Source organism: Streptomyces violaceusniger Tu 4113, from assembly GCF_000147815.2.
GTDB classification, from domain to species: domain Bacteria; phylum Actinomycetota; class Actinomycetes; order Streptomycetales; family Streptomycetaceae; genus Streptomyces; species Streptomyces violaceusniger_A.
Genome location: NC_015957.1, coordinates 8855832 through 8873736, shown reverse-complemented (window position 1 = coordinate 8873736; position 17905 = coordinate 8855832). Strand labels below are relative to the sequence as shown.

At 67.1% G+C, this 17905-nt stretch carries 22 protein-coding genes; 14 read left to right on the top strand and 8 right to left on the bottom strand.

Annotation, left to right across the window (positions count from 1 at the left end):
• Positions 1-101: 101 nt before the first annotated feature.
• Together STRVI_RS53130 and STRVI_RS36630 are read left to right on the top strand one after the other, a co-directional pair.
• Complete coding sequence (locus STRVI_RS53130; protein WP_167543254.1) at positions 102-512, top strand: hypothetical protein; 411 nt, start codon at positions 102-104, stop codon at positions 510-512.
• A 180-nt stretch (positions 513-692) separates the two neighbouring features.
• Positions 693-1058 (top strand): MmcQ/YjbR family DNA-binding protein, encoded by a 366-nt coding sequence (locus STRVI_RS36630; protein WP_014060615.1) that lies wholly within the window; start codon positions 693-695, stop codon positions 1056-1058.
• A 78-nt stretch (positions 1059-1136) separates the two neighbouring features.
• Here STRVI_RS36630 and STRVI_RS36625 read toward each other — a convergent pair whose 3' ends face one another.
• Positions 1137-1610: a carboxymuconolactone decarboxylase family protein gene (locus STRVI_RS36625; protein ID WP_014060614.1), complete on the bottom strand. Its 474-nt coding sequence runs from the start codon at positions 1608-1610 to the stop codon at positions 1137-1139.
• A gap of 120 nt (positions 1611-1730) precedes the next feature.
• Positions 1731-2681 (bottom strand): amidohydrolase family protein, encoded by a 951-nt coding sequence (locus tag STRVI_RS36620; RefSeq protein WP_014060613.1) that lies wholly within the window; start codon positions 2679-2681, stop codon positions 1731-1733.
• A gap of 59 nt (positions 2682-2740) precedes the next feature.
• Between STRVI_RS36620 and STRVI_RS36615 the strand changes: the two genes are divergently transcribed.
• The gene (locus STRVI_RS36615) at positions 2741-3271 is read left to right on the top strand and encodes a MarR family winged helix-turn-helix transcriptional regulator (RefSeq protein WP_014060612.1); all 531 of its coding nucleotides are present in this window, start codon (positions 2741-2743) and stop codon (positions 3269-3271) included.
• Between the two features lie 70 nt (positions 3272-3341).
• Here the strand turns inward: STRVI_RS36615 and STRVI_RS36610 are convergent, their stop codons facing one another.
• A complete protein-coding gene (locus STRVI_RS36610) occupies positions 3342-3545 on the bottom strand; it encodes a hypothetical protein (RefSeq protein ID WP_014060611.1) in 204 nt (67 codons plus the stop codon).
• 315 nt (positions 3546-3860) lie between these two features.
• Between STRVI_RS36610 and STRVI_RS36605 the strand changes: the two genes are divergently transcribed.
• Positions 3861-6839, top strand: a complete 2979-nt coding sequence (locus tag STRVI_RS36605; RefSeq protein WP_014060610.1) for a PQQ-dependent sugar dehydrogenase — start codon at positions 3861-3863, stop codon at positions 6837-6839.
• Positions 6840-6906: 67 nt separating this feature from the next.
• Here STRVI_RS36605 and STRVI_RS36600 read toward each other — a convergent pair whose 3' ends face one another.
• Positions 6907-7092, bottom strand: coding sequence for a hypothetical protein (locus STRVI_RS36600; RefSeq protein WP_043237097.1), 186 nt, complete (start codon positions 7090-7092; stop codon positions 6907-6909).
• A gap of 161 nt (positions 7093-7253) precedes the next feature.
• Between STRVI_RS36600 and STRVI_RS49280 the strand changes: the two genes are divergently transcribed.
• From STRVI_RS49280 to STRVI_RS36590, 3 genes are all read left to right on the top strand, one after another.
• The gene (locus STRVI_RS49280; RefSeq protein ID WP_014060609.1) at positions 7254-7523 is read left to right on the top strand and encodes a hypothetical protein; all 270 of its coding nucleotides are present in this window, start codon (positions 7254-7256) and stop codon (positions 7521-7523) included.
• Positions 7516-8139 (top strand): DUF6879 family protein, encoded by a 624-nt coding sequence (locus STRVI_RS36595; RefSeq protein WP_014060608.1) that lies wholly within the window; start codon positions 7516-7518, stop codon positions 8137-8139. The genes STRVI_RS49280 and STRVI_RS36595 overlap by 8 nt, the downstream gene beginning before the upstream one ends.
• 89 nt (positions 8140-8228) lie before the next feature.
• On the top strand, positions 8229-8672 hold the full coding sequence (locus tag STRVI_RS36590) for an ATP-binding protein (RefSeq protein WP_043237094.1): 444 nt from the start codon (positions 8229-8231) through the stop codon (positions 8670-8672).
• On the opposite strand, the gene STRVI_RS36585 is transcribed toward STRVI_RS36590, so the two are convergent.
• Complete coding sequence (locus STRVI_RS36585) at positions 8673-9593, bottom strand: IS3 family transposase (protein ID WP_014043694.1); 921 nt, start codon at positions 9591-9593, stop codon at positions 8673-8675.
• A complete protein-coding gene (locus STRVI_RS36580) occupies positions 9590-9898 on the bottom strand; it encodes a transposase (protein ID WP_014043695.1) in 309 nt (102 codons plus the stop codon). The genes STRVI_RS36585 and STRVI_RS36580 overlap by 4 nt, the downstream gene beginning before the upstream one ends.
• Positions 9899-9971: 73 nt before the next feature.
• Between STRVI_RS36580 and STRVI_RS36575 the strand changes: the two genes are divergently transcribed.
• On the top strand, positions 9972-11900 hold the full coding sequence (locus tag STRVI_RS36575) for a tetratricopeptide repeat protein (RefSeq protein ID WP_014060606.1): 1929 nt from the start codon (positions 9972-9974) through the stop codon (positions 11898-11900).
• A 24-nt stretch (positions 11901-11924) separates the two neighbouring features.
• Here the strand turns inward: STRVI_RS36575 and STRVI_RS36570 are convergent, their stop codons facing one another.
• Positions 11925-12353 (bottom strand): ATP-binding protein, encoded by a 429-nt coding sequence (locus tag STRVI_RS36570; RefSeq protein WP_014060605.1) that lies wholly within the window; start codon positions 12351-12353, stop codon positions 11925-11927.
• 173 nt (positions 12354-12526) lie between these two features.
• Between STRVI_RS36570 and STRVI_RS36565 the strand changes: the two genes are divergently transcribed.
• Genes STRVI_RS36565 through STRVI_RS36550 form a run of 4 tightly spaced genes read left to right on the top strand, consistent with a single transcriptional unit; the run spans position 12527 to position 15245 of the window.
• Positions 12527-13372, top strand: coding sequence for a helix-turn-helix domain-containing protein (locus tag STRVI_RS36565; RefSeq protein ID WP_014060604.1), 846 nt, complete (start codon positions 12527-12529; stop codon positions 13370-13372).
• Between the two features lie 16 nt (positions 13373-13388).
• Positions 13389-13592, top strand: coding sequence for a DUF397 domain-containing protein (locus STRVI_RS36560; RefSeq protein ID WP_014060603.1), 204 nt, complete (start codon positions 13389-13391; stop codon positions 13590-13592).
• Positions 13593-13607: 15 nt separating this feature from the next.
• Entirely contained in the window at positions 13608-14357 is a 750-nt protein-coding gene (gene recO, locus STRVI_RS36555; protein WP_043237091.1) for a DNA repair protein RecO, read from the top strand.
• 51 nt (positions 14358-14408) lie between these two features.
• On the top strand, positions 14409-15245 hold the full coding sequence (locus STRVI_RS36550; protein ID WP_014060601.1) for an isoprenyl transferase: 837 nt from the start codon (positions 14409-14411) through the stop codon (positions 15243-15245).
• 74 nt (positions 15246-15319) lie between these two features.
• Here the strand turns inward: STRVI_RS36550 and STRVI_RS36545 are convergent, their stop codons facing one another.
• Positions 15320-15898 carry a TetR/AcrR family transcriptional regulator gene (locus STRVI_RS36545; RefSeq protein ID WP_014060600.1) on the bottom strand — a complete coding sequence of 193 codons (579 nt, stop codon included), beginning with the start codon at positions 15896-15898 and terminating at the stop codon, positions 15320-15322.
• Between the two features lie 71 nt (positions 15899-15969).
• On the opposite strand from STRVI_RS36545, the gene STRVI_RS36540 reads away from it, so the two are divergent.
• A complete protein-coding gene (locus STRVI_RS36540; RefSeq protein WP_014060599.1) occupies positions 15970-16563 on the top strand; it encodes a dihydrofolate reductase family protein in 594 nt (197 codons plus the stop codon).
• Positions 16564-16618: 55 nt separating this feature from the next.
• The gene (locus tag STRVI_RS52260) at positions 16619-17302 is read left to right on the top strand and encodes a hypothetical protein (RefSeq protein WP_014060598.1); all 684 of its coding nucleotides are present in this window, start codon (positions 16619-16621) and stop codon (positions 17300-17302) included.
• Positions 17303-17905: the final 603 nt, after the last annotated feature.

Sequence of the window (17905 nt, the reverse complement as noted above, 5' to 3'; positions counted from 1 at the left end):
GCGTGCCGGTATGGCCGGTATACCGGTATAAGAGACGGCACGGGAACGGGGCACCGAGGGTTCGGGGGAGAACGGCGGCGGTCGGCAAAGGCAATGCGGAGGTGTTGACGCGGTTCGGGCTCGCCGTGGCGAGTCTGGTGCCGCCGGCGGTGCTGGGGGCGAGATTCTGGCCGTCGGTCAGCGCGCATCCGGTCGTCTCGCCGCTGCTCTTCCTCGGGTACGGGGCGCTGCCGGCGGGTCTGGGATTCCTTGGCAAGGTGTACGGCAAAGTCGCCGACCGGTGGGTCGAGCGGGTCGCCGACGCCGTGGACCGGCGGCTGCGGTGGCGGCTCTCCCGCTTCGAGCGGGACTATCGCGCGTACGTACTGGGCCACCACCGCTTCATCCGCGGTCACACCGCCGCCGGTGGCCCTGTTCCTGTCGATGCACACGCGCTCGCTCGACACCTCGACACCTCGACGCCGAACCGCGCCCACTGGTCCCGCGTGGACCAGTGGGTCGCGGCCCGGTAGTCGGGCTTTTCGGCAGGTTGTGCACGGGCCGTGGCATCAACCACGAGCGTTTCTGCCGAGTCGCCACGGATTCTCGCCAGTCGGCTGTCGGAGGCCTGGGCTACGGTGGGTTCGTTGTTGCGTTTGTTGCACCCCTTGAGCCTTTTCGGTCGAGTACGTCGAGTACGAGGAGAATCCGGAGTGACCCCCGAACAACTGCGGTCCTTCTGCCTCTCCTTCAACGCGGTGGTGGAGGAGTTCCCGTTCTCCCGTCACCCGGAGGTCGCGGCCTTCAAGGTGGTCGGCAAGATCTTCGCCCTGACGACACTGGACGCCCGCCCCCTCACGGTGAATCTGAAGTGCGACCCGGCGGACGCGGGCCGGCTCCGTGAGGGGCATCCGGAGTTGATCATCCCGGGGTGGCATATGAACAAGCGCCACTGGAACACGGTGACGGTCGACGGCGGCCTCCCGGACCGGCTGGTCCGGGAGCTCATCGAGGACTCCTACGACCTGGTGGTCGCGGGGCTGCCGAAGGCCGAGCGCCTCCGGCTCGACCGCCCATGAGGGTTTCCGACGGCGGACGCCGGGCTGGTCTCGGCCGAACTGGCCGGGCTGGTCTCGGCCGAACTGGCCGGGCCGGTCTCAGCCGAACTGGCCGGGCTGGTAGTCGCCGGCGGGCTGCTGGACGATGACGTTCAGGCGGTTGTAGGTGTTGATGATGGCGATGATGGCCACCAGGGCGGCGAGCTGTTCCTCGTCGTAGTGCTTCGCCGCGTTCGCCCACGCCTCGTCCGTGACACCACCGGCCGCGTCGGCGATGCGGGTGCCCTGCTCCGCCAGCTCCAGGGCGGCGCGCTCGGCGTCGGTGAACACCGTGGACTCCCGCCAGACCGCGACGAGGTTGAGGCGCGTCGAGGTCTCCCCGGCCTTCGCGGCGTCCTTGGTGTGCATGTCGGTGCAGAAGCCGCAGCCGTTGATCTGGCTGGCGCGGAGCTTCACCAGCTCCTGCGTCGCGGCCGGCAGCGCCGAGCCCGTGACCGCCTTGCCCGCGGAGTTGATGTGCTTCAGGAACGTGCCGAGGAGCGGGTTGCCGAAGAGATTCAAGCGAGCATCCATGATGGGCTCTCCTATGCCGTTGCTCTGCCTGTGGTGACACCTCCCTGACGGAACGGCTCGGGGAGATGTGACAGGACCGCATGTGACCTGCGTCTCCCTCCCGGCGGCGAGGGGGGCGGGTCAGCGGACGAGGCGGGGGAAGAGCGCCTCGGCGTTGCCGCGGTCGATGGCCTCGGCCTGGCCGGGGGCGTAGTCGGGGTAGGTCTCCAGGTAGTGGTTGTAGTAGGTCCCGGCGTTCTCGGGTGCGAAGGGCCAGTCGCTGCCGTAGAGGACGTGACCGGGCTCGGCGAAGGCCAGCAGCGCGGGCAGGGCGCTGGGGCTCGCGGACAGGGCGGTGTCGAAGTAGAACCGCTTCAGGTCGCGCAGGATGTCCTCGGCCTCGCGGTCGCGGTCGCGGTCGACGACGGTGGAGGTCAGGCCGGAGAAGCGGTACGCGGCGTAGGGCAGGAAGCCGCCGCCGTGGGAGAGGATCACGCGCATGTTCGGGTAGCGGCTCATGACGCCGTTCAGCACCAGGTTGAGGGCGGTGCGGGTGGTGTCGAAGACGTAGTCGGCGAGCGGGGCGGGGGTGCCGGGCAGCAGCGGCATCGGCGGCTGGGCGGGGTGGACGAAGACGGTGGCGCCGCGGCGGTCGATTTCGGCCCACAGCGGTTCGAAGTCGGGGTCGCCGAGGTAGCGGCCGTGGGCGTTGGACATCAGGACGACGCCGTCGGCGCCGAGGGTGTCCAGCGCGTGCGTGGTCTCGGCCAGGGCGGCGTCGACGTCGGGCAGCGGGACGCTGGCGAAGTGGCCGAAGCGGCCGGGGTGGTCCCTGACGACCTCGGCGCCGTACTCGTTGACGGCGCGGGCGAGGTCGCGCGCCTGTGCGTCGTTGCCCAGATGGACGCCGGGGGCGGTGACCGACAGGACGCCGGTGGCGATGCCCTGCCGGTCCATCATCGCGATGGCGTCGGTCGGGCTCCAGGCGGGGATGGCCCAGCCGCCGGAGTCGAGGCCGTGCGCGGCGAGGGTTTCGGCCCAGATGGGCGGAACGATGTGCTGGTGGACATCGATACGGGCGGGGAAGGTCATGATGATGAGCCTCCTAATGCTTAGCTTGCTAACCAACTTTATTTAGTAAGCTAACAATCATGCGAGAGGCAGGCAACCAAGAGGCGGGCGAACCAGCGGCCGGTCCCGCGCCGGAACCGGCCCCCGAGGCGGGCGTGGAAGACCTGGCCCAGGCCGCCGACCGGCTCTTCTACGCCATGCGGCGCTCGCGGGCCGCCACCGTCGGCCAGTCCGCCGTCGGCCTGTCCATGTCGCAGGTGGCCCTACTCGACCCCTTGGCGCAGGACGCCGAGGGGGACGGCCTGCCGGTCGGCCGCCTCGCGGCCGGTGCCGAGGTCAGCGTGCCCACCGCGACCCGCATGCTCCAGCAACTGGAGGCCAAGGGTGTGATCACGCGGCGTCGCTCCCCGCAGGACGAGCGCCAGGTCCTCGTCCGCCTCACCGAAGAAGGCGCCGAACGCCTCATGGCGATGCGGACGGAGCTGCGGGCGCGTCAGTACGAGGCGCTGTCGCAGTTCACCCCGCAGGAGCGCCGCGCCCTGACCGCGCAACTGCACCGCCTGACCGGCATGATCAGCGCAACCATCCCGGGCCCGGCGGGCACTCCATAGCGGCGGCGACCTAGGCGCCCCCACCGCCTCGGACCGCTTCGGCAACCGACCTTCACGTGGTGAGGAGTACTCAGTCCCGGAACGAACCGTCATCCCTGCGCGAGTGTCGTGACAGCAGGTGCTTGCACTGCGGGCAGTGCCGCCTGAACCCCTTCTTGATCAGATAGCTGATGCCGATCGTCACCACATGCATCAGCCCCACCGCCGCGTTCTGGAGCAGCCGCCCCAGCCACGACCTCGTACACGTCTCACAGTCCCGGCAACCGTCCGCCATGGCGCGTTCCCCCCACTCGTCATCCGTTGTGCCCGTGCTGACCTGCTCGGTAGAACCAGTGTGCGCAATGGAGAACGCCGCGCGGCGGCCAACTGCCGCCCCACCGCCGGGTTGTGACCGCCCCAGATCGCACCCAGCACACAGTTGTGACATCGCGGATCACTTCAGTTCGGAACGGTCCGTACATCCATGCCGCGCTCACCAAATCCGTGCCGTGCACACCAAATTCCGCACCATGCACGCCTCTTGACGTGGACGCGTCGCTACGCGTCACTGATAGGAACCTTTCCTATCAGTCTGTCCGGAGGAAACCCTGTGGCGCCCATCCCCCGCAGACCGCGCCGAGCGGTCGGTGCCTTCCTGGCCGCGGCCACCGCGGCCTTGACCATCACGCTGCCGAACATCAGCGCGGCCCAGCCCTCCGCCGCGAAGGCCGCCGCCGCACCCGTGCGGTACGAGGCCGAGTCCGCGGTCATCTCCGAGGGGACGGCCGAGTCCAACCACGCCGGCTACTCCGGCTCCGGATTCGTCAACTTCGACAACGCGGCCGGGACGTACGTCGAGTTCACGGTGAACGCCCCGGCCGCGGGCAGCGCCACCCTGACCCTCGGCTACACCAACGGCACAGCCGCCGACCGCCCGCTGGACATCGCCGTGGGCGGCGACCAGGCGGTGGACGACCTGGCGTTCCCGTCCACCGACACCTGGACCAACTGGGAGTCCGTGACCACCACGGTCACCCTCAAGGCCGGTGCCAACACCATCCGCACCACCTCGGCGGCGGCCGAGGGCGGCCCCAACCTCGACTACATCGACGTCACCACCGCCGACGGACCGGCCGGAACCGACTACGAGGCCGAATCCGCCAAGATCTCCCAGGGCGCCGTCGAGTCCAACCACGACGGCCACTCCGGCTCCGGATTCGTCAACTTCGACGTCGTCGCGGGCGCCTACGTCGAATTCACCGTCGACGCGGCACAGGCCGGTCCCGCCCGGCTCGACTTCCGTTACGCCAGCGCCTCCGCCGACCGCCCGCTCGACATCGCCGTGGGCGGCGGCACCGTCGCCGACGATCTCTCCTTCCCGGCGACCGGCGCCTGGACCACCTGGAAGACGGTCGGCGTGAACGCCACGCTCAAGGCCGGCGCCAACACGGTCCGCGCGACCACCTCCGGCGCCGACGGCCCCAACCTCGACAAGCTGACCGTCACCCCGACCGGCCCCGCCGACACCGAGCGGCCGACCGCCCCCGCGAATCTGCGCAAGGACAAGGAGCCGACGGCCACCACCGTCTCGCTGGCCTGGGACGCGGCCACCGACAATGTGGGCGTCACCGGCTACGACATCTACCAGCACGGCCAGTTGATGAAGAAGGTCGGCGCGGACGTCCTCGCGGCGACCGTCGAGAACCTCGACCCCGAGACCTCGTACGACTGGACCGTCTTCGCGCGGGACGCGGCCGGGAACGCCTCGGAGGCATCCAACGCCGTCACCATCGCGACCGAGCCCGCACCGCCCGACACCGAGCCGCCGACCGCCCCGGCCAACCTGGCCTCCCCCTCGAAGACGGCCACGACCGTCGATCTGGGCTGGTCCGCGTCGAGCGACAACGTCAAGGTCACGGGCTACGAGATCTACCGTGACGGCGTGCTGTCCGGCACCTCCGAGACCACCTCCACCAGCGTCGCGGGCCTGACCCCGAACACCGCGTACGCCTTCAAGGTCAGGGCGTACGACCTCAAGGGCAACAAGTCCCCCTTCACGGCCGAGATCACGGTGACCACCTCCGGAACCCAGCCGGGCGGCACCCCCGACCCCGGTACGGTCAGCACCATCGCCAGCGGCGTGGACGTGGCCTGGGGCCTGGGCTTCCTGCCCGACGGCACCGGCATCTTCACCGAGCGCAACACCTTCAACGTCTACAAGCTGACCAAGTCCGGCACGAAGACCCTGGTCGGCAAGGTGCCCAACTCCCAGACCACCGGCGGCGAGGGCGGTCTGCTGGGCCTCGAGATCTCCCCGACCTTCGCCACCGACCACTACCTCTACTTCGTGCACACCTCCAGTGAGGGCAACCGCATCGCCCGGATGACGCTGGAGAACAACACCCTCAGCGGCTACAAGGTGCTGCTCCAGGGCATGGAGAAGAGCCGCTTCCACAACGGCGGACGGCTGCGCTTCGGCCCCGACGGCAAGCTGTACGCCTCCATGGGCGACGCCCAGACCGAATCGCGGGCGCAGGACCGGAACTCGCTCAACGGCAAGATCCTCAGGATCAACCCCGACGGCTCGATCCCGTCCGACAACCCCTTCGGCAACGCCGTCTGGTCGCTGGGCCACCGCAATCCGCAGGGCCTGGACTTCGACTCCAAGGGCCGGCTGTGGGAGTCCGAGTTCGGCAACAGCGTCATGGACGAGGTCAACCTCATCCAGAAGGGCGGCAACTACGGCTGGCCCAACTGCGAGGGCACCGACGGCGACTGCTCGGACTCCAGCTACATCGCGCCGAAGAAGACCTGGTCCACCTCCTCGGCCTCGCCCAGCGGGCTGACGATCATCAATGACCATGTCTTCGTCGCCACCACCGTGGGGAAGCGCGTCTACCGGATGCGCATCGACTCCTCCGCGAACCTCGTCGAGCAGAAGACGTACTTCCAGGGCAGCTACGACCGGCTGCGTACGGTCGAGGTCGACCACGACGGCGACATCTGGCTCACCACCTCCACCGACAAGGACGGCACCGACGGCAACGACCGCATTCTGCGGATCGACATCGTCTACTCGGACGACGGCACCGCCGGTGAGTTCAAGCTGAGCAGCGGCGCCTTCAAGGACAACGCGACCATCCCGGACCGCCACACCTGCGCCGGCGACGGAACCGCGGGCCAGGACCCCTCGCCCCCGCTCGCCTGGGGCGCCGGAACCACCGGCGCACGCGGCTGGGCCATCGTCTTCGCCGATGTCGCGAACAGCGGCAACAAGCTCCACTGGGCGATCTGGGACATCCCGGCGGCCAAGCTCTCCCTGCCCGAGGCCCTGGCGTCCGGATTCAACGTTCCAGGCCAGGGCGGCGCCAAGCAAAAAGCCATGGGCAGCGGCGCCAACGCCCAGCAGTACTTCGGCCCCTGCCCCGGCGGTTCGACCCATCCGTACACCTTCACGCTCTACGCCCTGAACAGCGCGACCGTGCCCGGGATCAACTCCGGCTCGTCGATGGCCCAGATCGAGACGGCGATCAAGAACGCGAGCACGGCGAACGTGAAACTGCGCGGCAACTCGGACGCGGGAACGTAGCCGTTGAAGTGACGTAGGGGTGGCCGGAGGGCCGGACGCGATCCGGTCCCCTCCGGCCACCCCCCACTCACTTCGGAGCGCTCGCGCGCACCATGAGCGTGCCGACGTCCTCCGGGTTCGGTGCGGGGAGCACCGTCGCGTCGATGTCGACGAACCCGGTGCGCTTCAGCAGGTCGGCCCACCACTCGGGCGCGTACGACCAGCGCAGAAGGGTGAGCTTCCGGCTCCTCCGGGTGTCCGACAGGCTGGACACCGTACCTACGTCTCCCGTCCGTCACGGTGGGATCGGGACTCCGGCGGTGAACCATGCGTCGTCGCCGCTCGTTGGCGCCACGGTCATAGCATGCCTGACACGTCATGTGTCATCCTTGAGATGATGGACAGTCAGTGACGTTGGGATTACGGAGGCAGTTGATGGCTCGTCTCTGGGAAGCTGACCCGTCGGCGTTATTCGCCAAACGTCTGGGAAAGTCGGCGGCAGAGCTTGGGAACTCCGAGGACGAAGAAAAGTGCCCGGATATCTGGCAGCTTGACAACGGCGATGTCGCCGTAATCGGCCGAGACCTTACTGCCGTCTACGCCTCACATTTACCGACTGGCGTGTCCATCGGGCCCGATGAGCGGCTGGTTGTGATTCCCGGAAACATGCTCATTGCGGCAAAGGTAGATATTCTCGATGCTTGATCTTCGCGCCCCCGCGCTCCCGGTCGACCGAGGCGAACCACTCGATGACGACGCCTATGTCAGTGACTTCCGGACACGGCGCAGGGCCATCCGTCACGGCGAGTCCTGGAAGTTGGAACGGCTGCAACACTTCGAAGAGAAGGACAGCCCCACCCGGGACGCGCTCCGTCGAGGCGACTGGGACGAAGCGCTCCGGCTCTTCGAAGCGAGGCGTGAGGCCACACAGAAGGCGGCTGAAGAGGACCGGCGGAACGGCTCCCCATTCCATCGCTTGCGCGTGGTGGAAGAGCCGCTGACGCCATACATGCAATGGGAGCTGCACTCGCTCCACGTCCGCGCGGAGGCCGGGCACCCTACCCGTGTACTGCCCGCGAAGGAAGTTGCCGCCGCTGAGACCGATCGCCTTCTGCCCGAGTTCGTCATTCTCGACAATCTCACCTTTTATGAGATTCTCTACACTGAGACCGGAGCCTTCGAGAGTGCCCGTCGTTTCACCGACCCCGAGATCGTAAAACCTTGGGTGACTTACGTGAAGCAGGCCTGGGCTGTAGCGGAGGATATCCGATCCTACTTCGAGCGCGCGGTGGTGCACCTTCCGCCGCCCCCGGCGGCATGAGCGGAACAGAATCCAACGCTCCGGCCGGAGGCGAGGGAAGTCGCCCACAAGGCTCTCAGAATGACCTGTCAGGGTCGTCTCGGGACGTCGTGCAGGCCGGCAACGTCTCGGGCGGCATCAATTTTTACCAGCGGGTGCCGGGGGAGTCGGCCAGCCTCATACCACGCCAGCTTCCGGCTGATGTGCATGCCTTTGTCAACCGCAGCGACGAACTGAATCAGCTTGATGCGATCCTGACCAGCCAAAGCGGCGACCGACTGGTTGTCTCGATCCATGTAGTGGCCGGCACGGCAGGTGCGGGGAAAACCTCGCTGGTGCTGCACTGGGCTCACCAAGTCAAGGACCGCTTTCCCGACGGTCAGCTCTTCGTCAATCTGCGTGGCTACGACCCCGGCGAACCCGTCATCGCAGACCAGGCACTACGCCGATTCTTGCGCGCGCTCGGCGTGCCTGCCGACCAAATCCCCCAGGACGTCGATGATGCCGCCGCTTTGTACCGCTCTGAGGTTCCCCCGCTGTACGGGGGTGGCTGACTAGCTGGTCAGGGAGGGTTGACGTGGTTTCAGGTTCACTTGTTCGGCCGTTGCCTGGCTGGCGTAATGCTTCTCCTCGTACTCGATCGGGCTGAGGTAGCCGAGCCGTTTCTGGATGCGGCGGGGGTTATAGAAGCCGTCGATGTACTCGAAGAGCGTGAGGTTCGCTTCGGCTCTGGTGGGGAAGACGCGGCCGCGGATGCACTCGGTCTTGATGACCATCCACAGGTTCTCCGCCAGGGCATTGTCGAACGAGTCGCCGACCGAGCCCATGGACGCCTGGATACCGGCCCTGACCAGGCGTGTCGTGAGCTTCACGGACGTGTACTGACAGCCGTGGTCGGCATGGTGAATGAGCTCACCGGGGGCGACTTCGCGGCTGGCCAGGGCATACTCCAGCGTGGTCAGGACCAGATCGGCGTCTGCGCGGGCGGAGGTTTCCCAGGCCACCACCCGGCGGGAGAACGCGTCGCGGATCGCGGACAGCCACAGCGGGCCCTCCTCCGTCGCGATCATGGTCAGGTCCGTGACCCACAGCCGGTTCGGCACGTTCGCGGTGAAGTCGCGTTGCACCAGGTCAGGGGCCGGTTCCGCGTCCGGGTCACGTCGGGTGAAGCCCTTGCCCCGCCGGGGACTGATCCCGGCCAGGCCGGCTTGGCGCATGAGCCGTTCAATGCGTTTGCGGCCGACGTGGATGCCTTCACGCCGGAGGACGGCGTGCACGCGGGGTGAGCCGTAGATCCCGCCGGAGTCGGCGTGGACCTGCCGGATCTTCCCGGTGAGCTCGGCGTCCTGGCGGCGTCGCTTGCATGGCTCCTTCTCGGCCTGGCGCCAGCGGTAGTAGGTGGAGGAGGGGATGGAAAGTTCCCGGAGTACGGGCTCGACCCCCAGGTGCGGGTGCGCATCGACGAGCGCGGTCACCTGGGCCGGGTCGGGTCGAGCTGGGCCGCGAAAAAAGCTGAGGCCGTCCGCAGGACCTCGTTCGCCCGCTTGAGCTGGGCATTCTCCTTCCGCAGAGCAGCCAGCTCCTCACGCTCGGCGGTGGTGAGAATGTCGCCTCGCTCACCGGCATCAGCCTCGGCCTGACGGATCCAGTTGCGCAGAGCCTCGTGATGCACCCCGAGTTCCTCTGCCATACGGCGGATGACGGGCTTCGGCTCGGCGGCGCGATACATGCGGACCGCGCGGTCACGCAACTCCAGCGGGTATTTCCTCGGGGCAGGCATCGTCTGGGCTCCTCTCGTGAGACCCATCTGACCCTCTGTCACCCCTCCCCGCATCTCGGGGGAACCTCACTCCTTGCTCGCCGAGCGACGTGTCCTGATCCTGCTCGACAACGCCGCCACGGTCAGCCAGGTGCGGCCGCTCCTCCCCGGTACTGGCACCAGCCTGGTAGTGGTGACCAGCCGCAATCGGCTCTCCGGCCTCACCGTACGAGACGGGGCCCGCCGTCTGACGCTCGGCACGCTTCCCGAGCCTGAGGCGATCGCCTTACTGCGCGCGGTCACCAGCGGCTATCGGCCCGGAGACGACGGGGAAAAGCTGACCGAACTGGCCCGTCTGTGCGCTCGGCTGCCACTCGCCTTACGTATCGCGGCAGAGCGGGCCGCCAGCCATCCGCATATGAGGATCGACGATCTCATCTCTGACTTGCGGGACGAGTCGGCGCTGTGGGATGCGCTCAGCACCGGGATCGATGAGGAAGCAGAAGCGGTCCACTCGGTCTTCGCCTGGTCCTACCGCGCATTGCCGGAATCCTCCGCACGGCTTTTTCGCCTGCTGGGAATTCATCCGGGTCCCGAGTTCAGCCTCCACGCGGCCGCGGCCCTCTGCGAACTCAGCCTCAGTCGTACGAGGCAACTCCTGGATGACCTCGTGGGCGCCCACCTACTTGAACAGACGGCACCGGACCGATTCCAGTTCCATGACTTGCTGCGTGCCTTCGCCACCGGTCAGGCGCAGAGCGATGAACCTCCCGAGCAACGGAGCGCGGCCCTGCACCGTGTGCTGGACTGGTATCTGCATACTGCTGACGCGGCGCAGAGCTGGCTCAGACCCTCCGAGCAGCATTCTCTCCTGGCCGCGTCGACAGCTTCCGTGCCTCCCCTGGTCTTCGCCGACTACGACGCGGCGGCGGACTGGGCGGACCGTGAACACACGACTCTGCTCCGTTTGGTTCCGGCCGCCGTATCGGCCGGGATCGACACTCTCGCCTGGCGCTTGGCCGAGGTGCTGTGGATTGCCCGCTACCCGTCAGCGTCAGACAGTGACTGGATCGACCCGATGCGTGCCGGTCTGGCGGCAGCCGAACGGGCGGACGAACCGGGTGCCCAAATCCGATTGCTCAACTACCTCGGCATGGCCTACCGGAAATACCGCCGCCTCGACGAGGGCATGGAATGTCACCGACGCGCCAGGGAACTGGCGCACAGGACAGCCATGCCCCTTGAAGAGGCGCGCTCGCTGAATCTCATCGGCCTGATTCACCTTGAGAGCCGCCAACTCGACCCGGCCGCTGATCACTTCGAGCGTGCCGCTGCCATCTTCCGTGACGCGGATGAACCCCGCAGGGCGGCCATGGCCCTGTCCAACATCGCCAGCACCCGTCTCGATGCGGGCCGCCTGCCCGAGGCCGAGGAGGCCGCCCAACAGGCGCTCGCCGCCCACCGAGCCCTGAACAATGAAAGAAGCGTGGGCAATGCCTTGTATATCGTCGCCGAGCTCCGTCGAGAGCAAGGCGAGCTCACAGCGGCACGACGTGCGATCGACGAGGCCCTCGACATCGCGCTCAACGTCAGGAGTCACGTCCTGGAAGGCTTTTGGCTGCTCACACTGGGCGAAATCCAGCGTGTCGCTGGGCAATACGGCGACGCGCTGACCTCGTACCAGCGGTCCGCCAAGCTCCATCGCCGCCTCGGTGACCGCAGCCGCGAAGCCCTCGCCTGGCGAGGGACCGGACTGACCTTTGCGGCAATGGACCGCTACGACGAGGCCACCGCGTTCCATCGCAGGGCCGCCGCCGTGCACGACCAGCTCGGTGATACTTGGCAGCAGGCGTTGGAACTCGGCCACTTGGCTGCCGCCGTGGAGAGGGAAGACCTCCAAGCGGCTCGCGTCCACTGGGTCGAGGCCCTGTCCCACGTGGGTACGTACACCGACCCCCGGGCCGTGGCCGTGCGGTCCCGCATCGAGAGGTGTCTGGCCGATTCCCCTGCCGAGGAGCGGTGACCTTGTGGCGCGCCGCTGGGCCTGTTATTCGGTGACTGGGTCGCGCAGTTCGAACCAGATGTGCTTACTGGTGGGGCGCAGCCCGTATTCCCAGGTGACGCCCCACGCGTAGGCCAGCTCCTGCATGAGGAACAGCCCCCGGCCGCCCTCGTCGTCGGGGGCCGCGTCGCGGGGGTACGGGTGGCGGTCCGGGGAGCCGTCGCGTACGGCGATCGTCGCGATGCGGTCGCGGACGAGGGTGTCGATGTGGATCAGTTGGGTGTTGGTGTGCCGGTTGACGTTCGTCACGGCCTCGGAGACCAGGAGTTTCGCCGTGTCCGCGAGGTCGTGCAGGTCGTTGGCCTGGAGGAGGGCGGCGATGGCGTCTCGGCAGACCCTGGGGCTTTTGGGGGAGTTGGGGGCGCTGAGGCGGTAGGCGTACGGGGGTTTGGTGACTGCGGCGACTTCGGGCATGAGGGTGCTCCCAACGCGGTGCGTGATTGGTTCGATGCGCTGCGCTACAAGGACCATACGGCATTCGGATGCAGCAATGCAGCGGTGTTCGCTGTATTTATGCAGCCGCTCGTGGATTCGAGTAATGTCACAGGCGCACTGTGTGACGAAATGGGCAAGGGGAGGGTGTGCGCATGCCGCAGAAAGCAGCCCCAACCGCGCGACAGCGCCGCGTTGGCACGGAGTTGCGCAAGATGCGTGAGCACGCCGGGATGGCCGTGGCCCACGCGGCTCAGCAACTGGGTGCCGAGGGTGCACGGGTCAGCAACATGGAGTCGGGGCGCCTGGGCGTGAGTGAGGAACGCGTCAGGATGCTGGCCGCCGTCTACTCATGCGGCGACCAGGCGTATGTTGACGCTCTCGCGGCCATGGCCACCGAGCGCGGCCGAGGCTGGTGGGATGAGTATCAGGGCAAGATGGCTGCCAGCGCCCTTGACCTGGCCGAGCTCGAATTCCGAGCCGTGAGCTTGCGCGCCGTGCAGATCATGCACATCCCGGGTCTGCTGCAGACTGAGGACTATGCGAAGGCCGTGTTCTCGATCGCCGAGCCGGAACCCACCCCCGCGCAACTTCGGGTCAGCCTGTCCTTCCGGTTGCGCCGTCGCGATGTCCTGGATCGGGACGATCCGCCGCCGTGCACCTTCCTGATTCACGAAGCTGCGCTGAGGATGGGGTTCGGTGGGGCCAAGGTGGCCCGTGCTCAGCTTGAGCGTGTCCTTGAGGCATCGGAGCGGGACAATGTCACGGTGCGAGCCATCCCCTTCTCCGCCGGAGGGTTTCCCAACGCCGGGGTCTCGGCTGCCTATGTGTGTGGGGCGGTCCCGCAATTGGATACGGTGCAACTCGACGCGCCCACCGGTGTGATGTTCCTTGACGGAGAGACCCACCTCGCCAACTACCGGCGGATTCTCGATCGGACGGAAGAGCTGTCCCTCACACCCGAAGACACGCGCGATTTCATTCACGCCATCGCGCCCTGACTCTGAAGGCATGGAGATGTCCCACATACAGTGGCGGAAGTCCTCCTACTCGGCGGACGCCCCGGACAACGCCTGCGTGGAGCTGGCCCACGCCCCCGACGCCGCGATCCTCCTCCGGGAGAGCGACGAACCCCGGACCGTGATCGCCACCACCCCCGCCGCCCTCCGGGCGCTTACTCGGGCCGTGAAGGCTGGGCGGTTCGATCATCTGTCCCGCTAGGGGACAATGGGCGCCATGAGTCTGTTCCGCGACGACGGCATCGTGCTGCGCACCCAGAAGCTGGGTGAGGCGGACCGGATCATCAGCCTGCTCACCCGCAACAACGGCCGCGTCCGCGCCGTCGCGCGGGGGGTGCGGCGGACGAAGTCGAAGTTCGGGGCGCGGCTCGAACCGTTCAGCCACGTCGACGTGCAGTTCTTCTCGCGCGGTGGTGGCGAGCTGATCGGGCGCGGGCTGCCGCTGTGCACGCAGAGTGAGACGATCGCGCCGTACGGTGGGTCGATCGTCACCGATTACGCCCGCTACACCGCCGGTACGGCCATGCTGGAGACGGCCGAGCGGTTCACCGACCACGAGGGCGAGCCCGCTGTACAGCAGTATCTGCTCCTCGTCGGCGCCCTGCGCACCCTGGCCGCCGGGGAGCATCAGCCGCATCTCGTCCTGGACGCGTTTCTGCTCCGCTCGCTCGCGGTCAACGGTTACGCACCGAGTTTCAACGACTGCGCCAAGTGCGGGATGCCCGGTCCGAACCGGTTCTTCTCGGTCGGCGCGGGCGGGGTCATCTGCGGAGAGTGCCGGGTGCCCGGAAGCGTCGTACCCTCGGCGGAGTCGCTGACGCTGCTGGGCGCGCTGCTGACGGGCGACTGGGAGACGGCGGACGCGTGTGAGCTGCGGCACGCCCGGGAGGGCAGTGGCCTCGTGGCGGCGTATTTGAGCTGGCACCTGGAGCGGGGGCTTCGGTCGCTGCGGTACGTAGAGAAGTAGCAGCACAAGGCAGTAGCACAGAGAGCAAGAGCTGAGGGAGACGTGGCAGGCATGGCAGGACGCGGGTTTCTGGGCCGACAGCGGCGCGAGTACCGGATCCCGGAGCCGCACCCGTCCGGCGCCCGGCCGCCGAAGATCCCCGGTGAGCTGGTGCCGACCCACGTGGCGTGCGTGATGGACGGCAACGGCCGCTGGGCCAAGGAGCGCGGGCTGCCGCGCACCGAGGGGCACAAGGTCGGCGAGGGCGTCGTGCTGGACGTGCTCAAGGGCTGCCTCGAGATGGGCGTGAAGAACCTCTCCCTCTACGCCTTCTCGACCGAGAACTGGAAGCGCTCGCCCGACGAGGTGCGCTTCCTGATGAACTTCAACCGCGATGTCATCCGCCGCCGCCGCGACGAGATGGACGCGATGGGCGTACGGATCCGCTGGGCGGGCCGGATGCCGAAGCTGTGGAAGTCGGTGGCGCAGGAACTCCAGGTCGCTCAGGAGCAGACCAAGGACAACGACGCCATGACGATGTACTTCTGCATGAACTACGGCGGCCGGGCGGAGATCGCGGACGCGGCGAAGGCGCTGGCGGAGGACGTCCGGTCGGGGCGGCTCGATCCGTCGAAGGTGAACGAGAAGACGTTCGCGAAGTACCTCTACTACCCGGACATGCCGGATGTGGACCTCTTCCTGCGCCCGTCGGGCGAGCAGCGTACGTCCAACTACCTGATCTGGCAGAGCGCGTACGCCGAGATGGTGTACCAGGACGTGCTGTGGCCCGACTTCGACCGCCGCGACCTGTGGCGGGCGTGCCTGGAGTACGCCTCGCGGGACCGCCGCTTCGGCGGGGCGATCCCGAACGAGGACCAGCTCAAGAAGGACGACTCGTCGTCCGAGTAAGCGCGTAGGGCGCGTAGACAGCATGAGCGGCGGTCGCTTGGTCCGCCGCCACGCTCACCCCGCCGCCGCCACGGCTATTCCGCCGCCACGATGCGCTCCACCGCGGCCGCCACCAGTTGGTCACGCTCAGCCTCCGTGAAGACGTCCGGCAGGGTGAGCTGCTCGACGATCAGCCAGTTCAGAGCCAGTATCAGCAGCTTGACGGCCATGGCGTCGCCGGGAAGCCCCGACGCCTCGTGGTAGGCGACGTTGGCATCGACGTCGGCCCGCACCCGCTCGGTGAGGACCTTACGCAGCGCGGGGCGCCGGGTGGCCTCGAGGCGGAGTTCCAGCAGGGCCAGATAGCCGGTACGGAACGAGGCGACGCGGCCGACGAGTTCACGCATCAGCTCCACATAGGTCTCCCGGTCGCGGCCTGCCGCCCGCTGGCGGGCGATCGTGGCCTCGTCGGGCTGGAGCCGCTCATAGACGCGGGCGCCGGCCTGGGTGAGCAGATCGTCGCGGTTGGCGAAGTAGTTGGATGCCGTACCGGCGGGGACGGCGGCCTCAGTGTCCACCGCGCGGAAGGTCAGGCCGCGTGCGCCTTCCCTGGCCAACACCTCGATCGCAGCGTCGACGAGTGCGGCGCGCCGCTCGTCGTTCCGTCTCACCATTGACACCACTCCAGTTGTAGTACTACGTTCAAACCACTTCAGTCAGAGTACTACGGATGGAGCTGCCAACGATGCGAAAGCTCGTGTACTACGTCGCCGTCACGCTCGATGGCCGCATCGCGGGCCCCGGCGGCGAGTACGACTTCTTCCCCGCCGGTGACGAACAGCAGTCCGCCGCCTACTCGGCCTGGACCAACACGCTGTTTCCCGAGACGGTCCCGACCGCCCACCGCGCCATGGTCGGCCTGACCGACGCGCCCAACCGCCACTTCGACACCGTCATCATGGGCCTCGGCTCCTACCGCCCCGCCCTGGACGCGGGCATCGGCAGCCCGTACGCGCATCTGCGCCAGTACGTGGTGTCCAGCACCCTCAAGCCCGACATCGACCCGGCCGTCACCGTCGTCCCGGGCGACCCACTCGCCCTCGTACGCGAGCTCAAGCGGGAAGAAGACACGGGACTGAACGTGTGGCTCTGCGGCGGTGGCAAGCTGGCGGGTGCCCTCCTGCCCGAGGTCGACGAACTGGTGATCAAGAACTACCCGGTCGTCGCCGGAGCCGGAATCCCGGCCTTCGACGGCGCCTTCGATCCCACCGTCTTCGACGTCGCCGAACGCACCGCCTTCCCCGGCGGCGTCACCCTCACCCACTTCACCCGCCACTGATGCCGCAATGACCCATGGACTTGTCTCTCTTGCTGATCGGAATGTTGTCGCCGTCATGGGCATCTACTACCTCCCCGAAGAGAGCGATCCAACGGCGTCCCCCGAGGCCATCGAATTGATTTTCAAGGAATCCGGGTCGCTGGGCCTGGCCTCAGGGACGGATTGGACACTGCGTATTGAGAAAGGAACGTGGCCAGAGCTTCCTCAGTGGTGCCACCCTCGCGATGCATGGACCTATCGCGATATTTCTACTCTTCCCGAAGAAAGCCTCGGTAAAATCCTCTCGCTGAGGAAACAAGTCAATGAGCATGGGGATCTGGTCCAAGCTGAGCTCCAGTTTGAAGGAGGATCCCGCATCGCTGTCACGTCCGGCGAATCGCTCGAGCTGAGGTCGACGAGTACGCGAGATGATTCGCGCCTGCCTCCAGAAGAAGAGTTCAAGTATTTGCTGGAATATGCGCATGACGACTGGTTGGGCTTTTCTGTGATCAGTGGTGCGGTGGCGAGCATTCTCGGCAAGGGCGCGAGCCAGTCGCAGCTGAGGGAAATGACGGTCCGTCTCATCGGTGACCTGTACGACCGAGGCGTCCGTGCTGGAGACCTCACCTCGTCGGACGCGCACCCCTTCGCGCCCTGGAGCACTACGAAGGGGGAAACCCTCGACAGGATCCGCTCGGAGATGGCGAAGCTCCCGGGGTTGCCGGACTCGGGGGACATCTGCTGGTTCACGGTGCCGTGAACGGCCTGGGGGTCTAGCGCCAAGTGACTGGCGAGGTCGATGAGAGCAAATGGCTTGAGGTCAAGTCGCGCATTCCTGTCGGAGTGCGCGTAAGTGGCATCGTCGAGAAGCGTCTACCCTTCGGAATATTTGTGAAGTTGGACAATTTTCCCGATGTTCCCGCTGTTGTGGACGCTATCTCGTATCTCCCTGGTGATGTTCCGATAGATCCGGAAGATTGGCCTGTTGAGGGCGGGGTTCTGACGGCTACGGTCGTGGATCACGCAGAACACAACCGCCAAATCAAGCTTCGCGTTGGGGGCTAGGCTGCCTCAGAGTTGGCCGAAGAGTTTGGTCAGTGGTCAGAGAACGACTCGGCGCCGAGCGACCGGCGGCTTCGTTCTGTCTGATTCAGGGCTCGCCACGTCGGGCACCGTATTCACAGCCCCGAAGAGATCAATCGGAACAGGGCGGGGGTTACTCCTGCACAGTCTTCGCCGTCGAGCAGTCGCTGCAGGTGCCGAAGATCTCGATCGTATGGGCCACGTCCATGAAGCCATGAGCTTGAGCGGGGGTGCCAACCTGCTGTGTCTCTGAGTCGTACCGGGTCGGCACTCTTTGCTC

What these genes read in the sequence shown, in the direction of transcription:
- STRVI_RS36625 (WP_014060614.1), bottom strand. Translation starts at nt 1,610, where the DNA reads ATGGATGCTCGCTTGAATCTCTTCGGCAACCCGCTCCTCGGCACGTTC.
- recO (WP_043237091.1), top strand. Translation starts at nt 13,608, where the DNA reads ATGAGTCTGTTCCGCGACGACGGCATCGTGCTGCGCACCCAGAAGCTG.
- STRVI_RS36615 (WP_014060612.1), top strand. Translation starts at nt 2,741, where the DNA reads ATGCGAGAGGCAGGCAACCAAGAGGCGGGCGAACCAGCGGCCGGTCCC.
- STRVI_RS36545 (WP_014060600.1), bottom strand. Translation starts at nt 15,898, where the DNA reads ATGGTGAGACGGAACGACGAGCGGCGCGCCGCACTCGTCGACGCTGCG.
- STRVI_RS36570 (WP_014060605.1), bottom strand. Translation starts at nt 12,353, where the DNA reads ATGCCCGAAGTCGCCGCAGTCACCAAACCCCCGTACGCCTACCGCCTC.
- STRVI_RS36565 (WP_014060604.1), top strand. Translation starts at nt 12,527, where the DNA reads ATGCCGCAGAAAGCAGCCCCAACCGCGCGACAGCGCCGCGTTGGCACG.
- STRVI_RS36595 (WP_014060608.1), top strand. Translation starts at nt 7,516, where the DNA reads ATGCTTGATCTTCGCGCCCCCGCGCTCCCGGTCGACCGAGGCGAACCA.
- STRVI_RS36550 (WP_014060601.1), top strand. Translation starts at nt 14,409, where the DNA reads ATGGCAGGACGCGGGTTTCTGGGCCGACAGCGGCGCGAGTACCGGATC.
- STRVI_RS36620 (WP_014060613.1), bottom strand. Translation starts at nt 2,681, where the DNA reads ATGACCTTCCCCGCCCGTATCGATGTCCACCAGCACATCGTTCCGCCC.
- STRVI_RS52260 (WP_014060598.1), top strand. Translation starts at nt 16,619, where the DNA reads ATGGGCATCTACTACCTCCCCGAAGAGAGCGATCCAACGGCGTCCCCC.
- STRVI_RS36560 (WP_014060603.1), top strand. Translation starts at nt 13,389, where the DNA reads ATGTCCCACATACAGTGGCGGAAGTCCTCCTACTCGGCGGACGCCCCG.
- STRVI_RS49280 (WP_014060609.1), top strand. Translation starts at nt 7,254, where the DNA reads ATGGCTCGTCTCTGGGAAGCTGACCCGTCGGCGTTATTCGCCAAACGT.
- STRVI_RS36580 (WP_014043695.1), bottom strand. Translation starts at nt 9,898, where the DNA reads ATGCCTGCCCCGAGGAAATACCCGCTGGAGTTGCGTGACCGCGCGGTC.
- STRVI_RS36540 (WP_014060599.1), top strand. Translation starts at nt 15,970, where the DNA reads ATGCGAAAGCTCGTGTACTACGTCGCCGTCACGCTCGATGGCCGCATC.
- STRVI_RS36610 (WP_014060611.1), bottom strand. Translation starts at nt 3,545, where the DNA reads ATGGCGGACGGTTGCCGGGACTGTGAGACGTGTACGAGGTCGTGGCTG.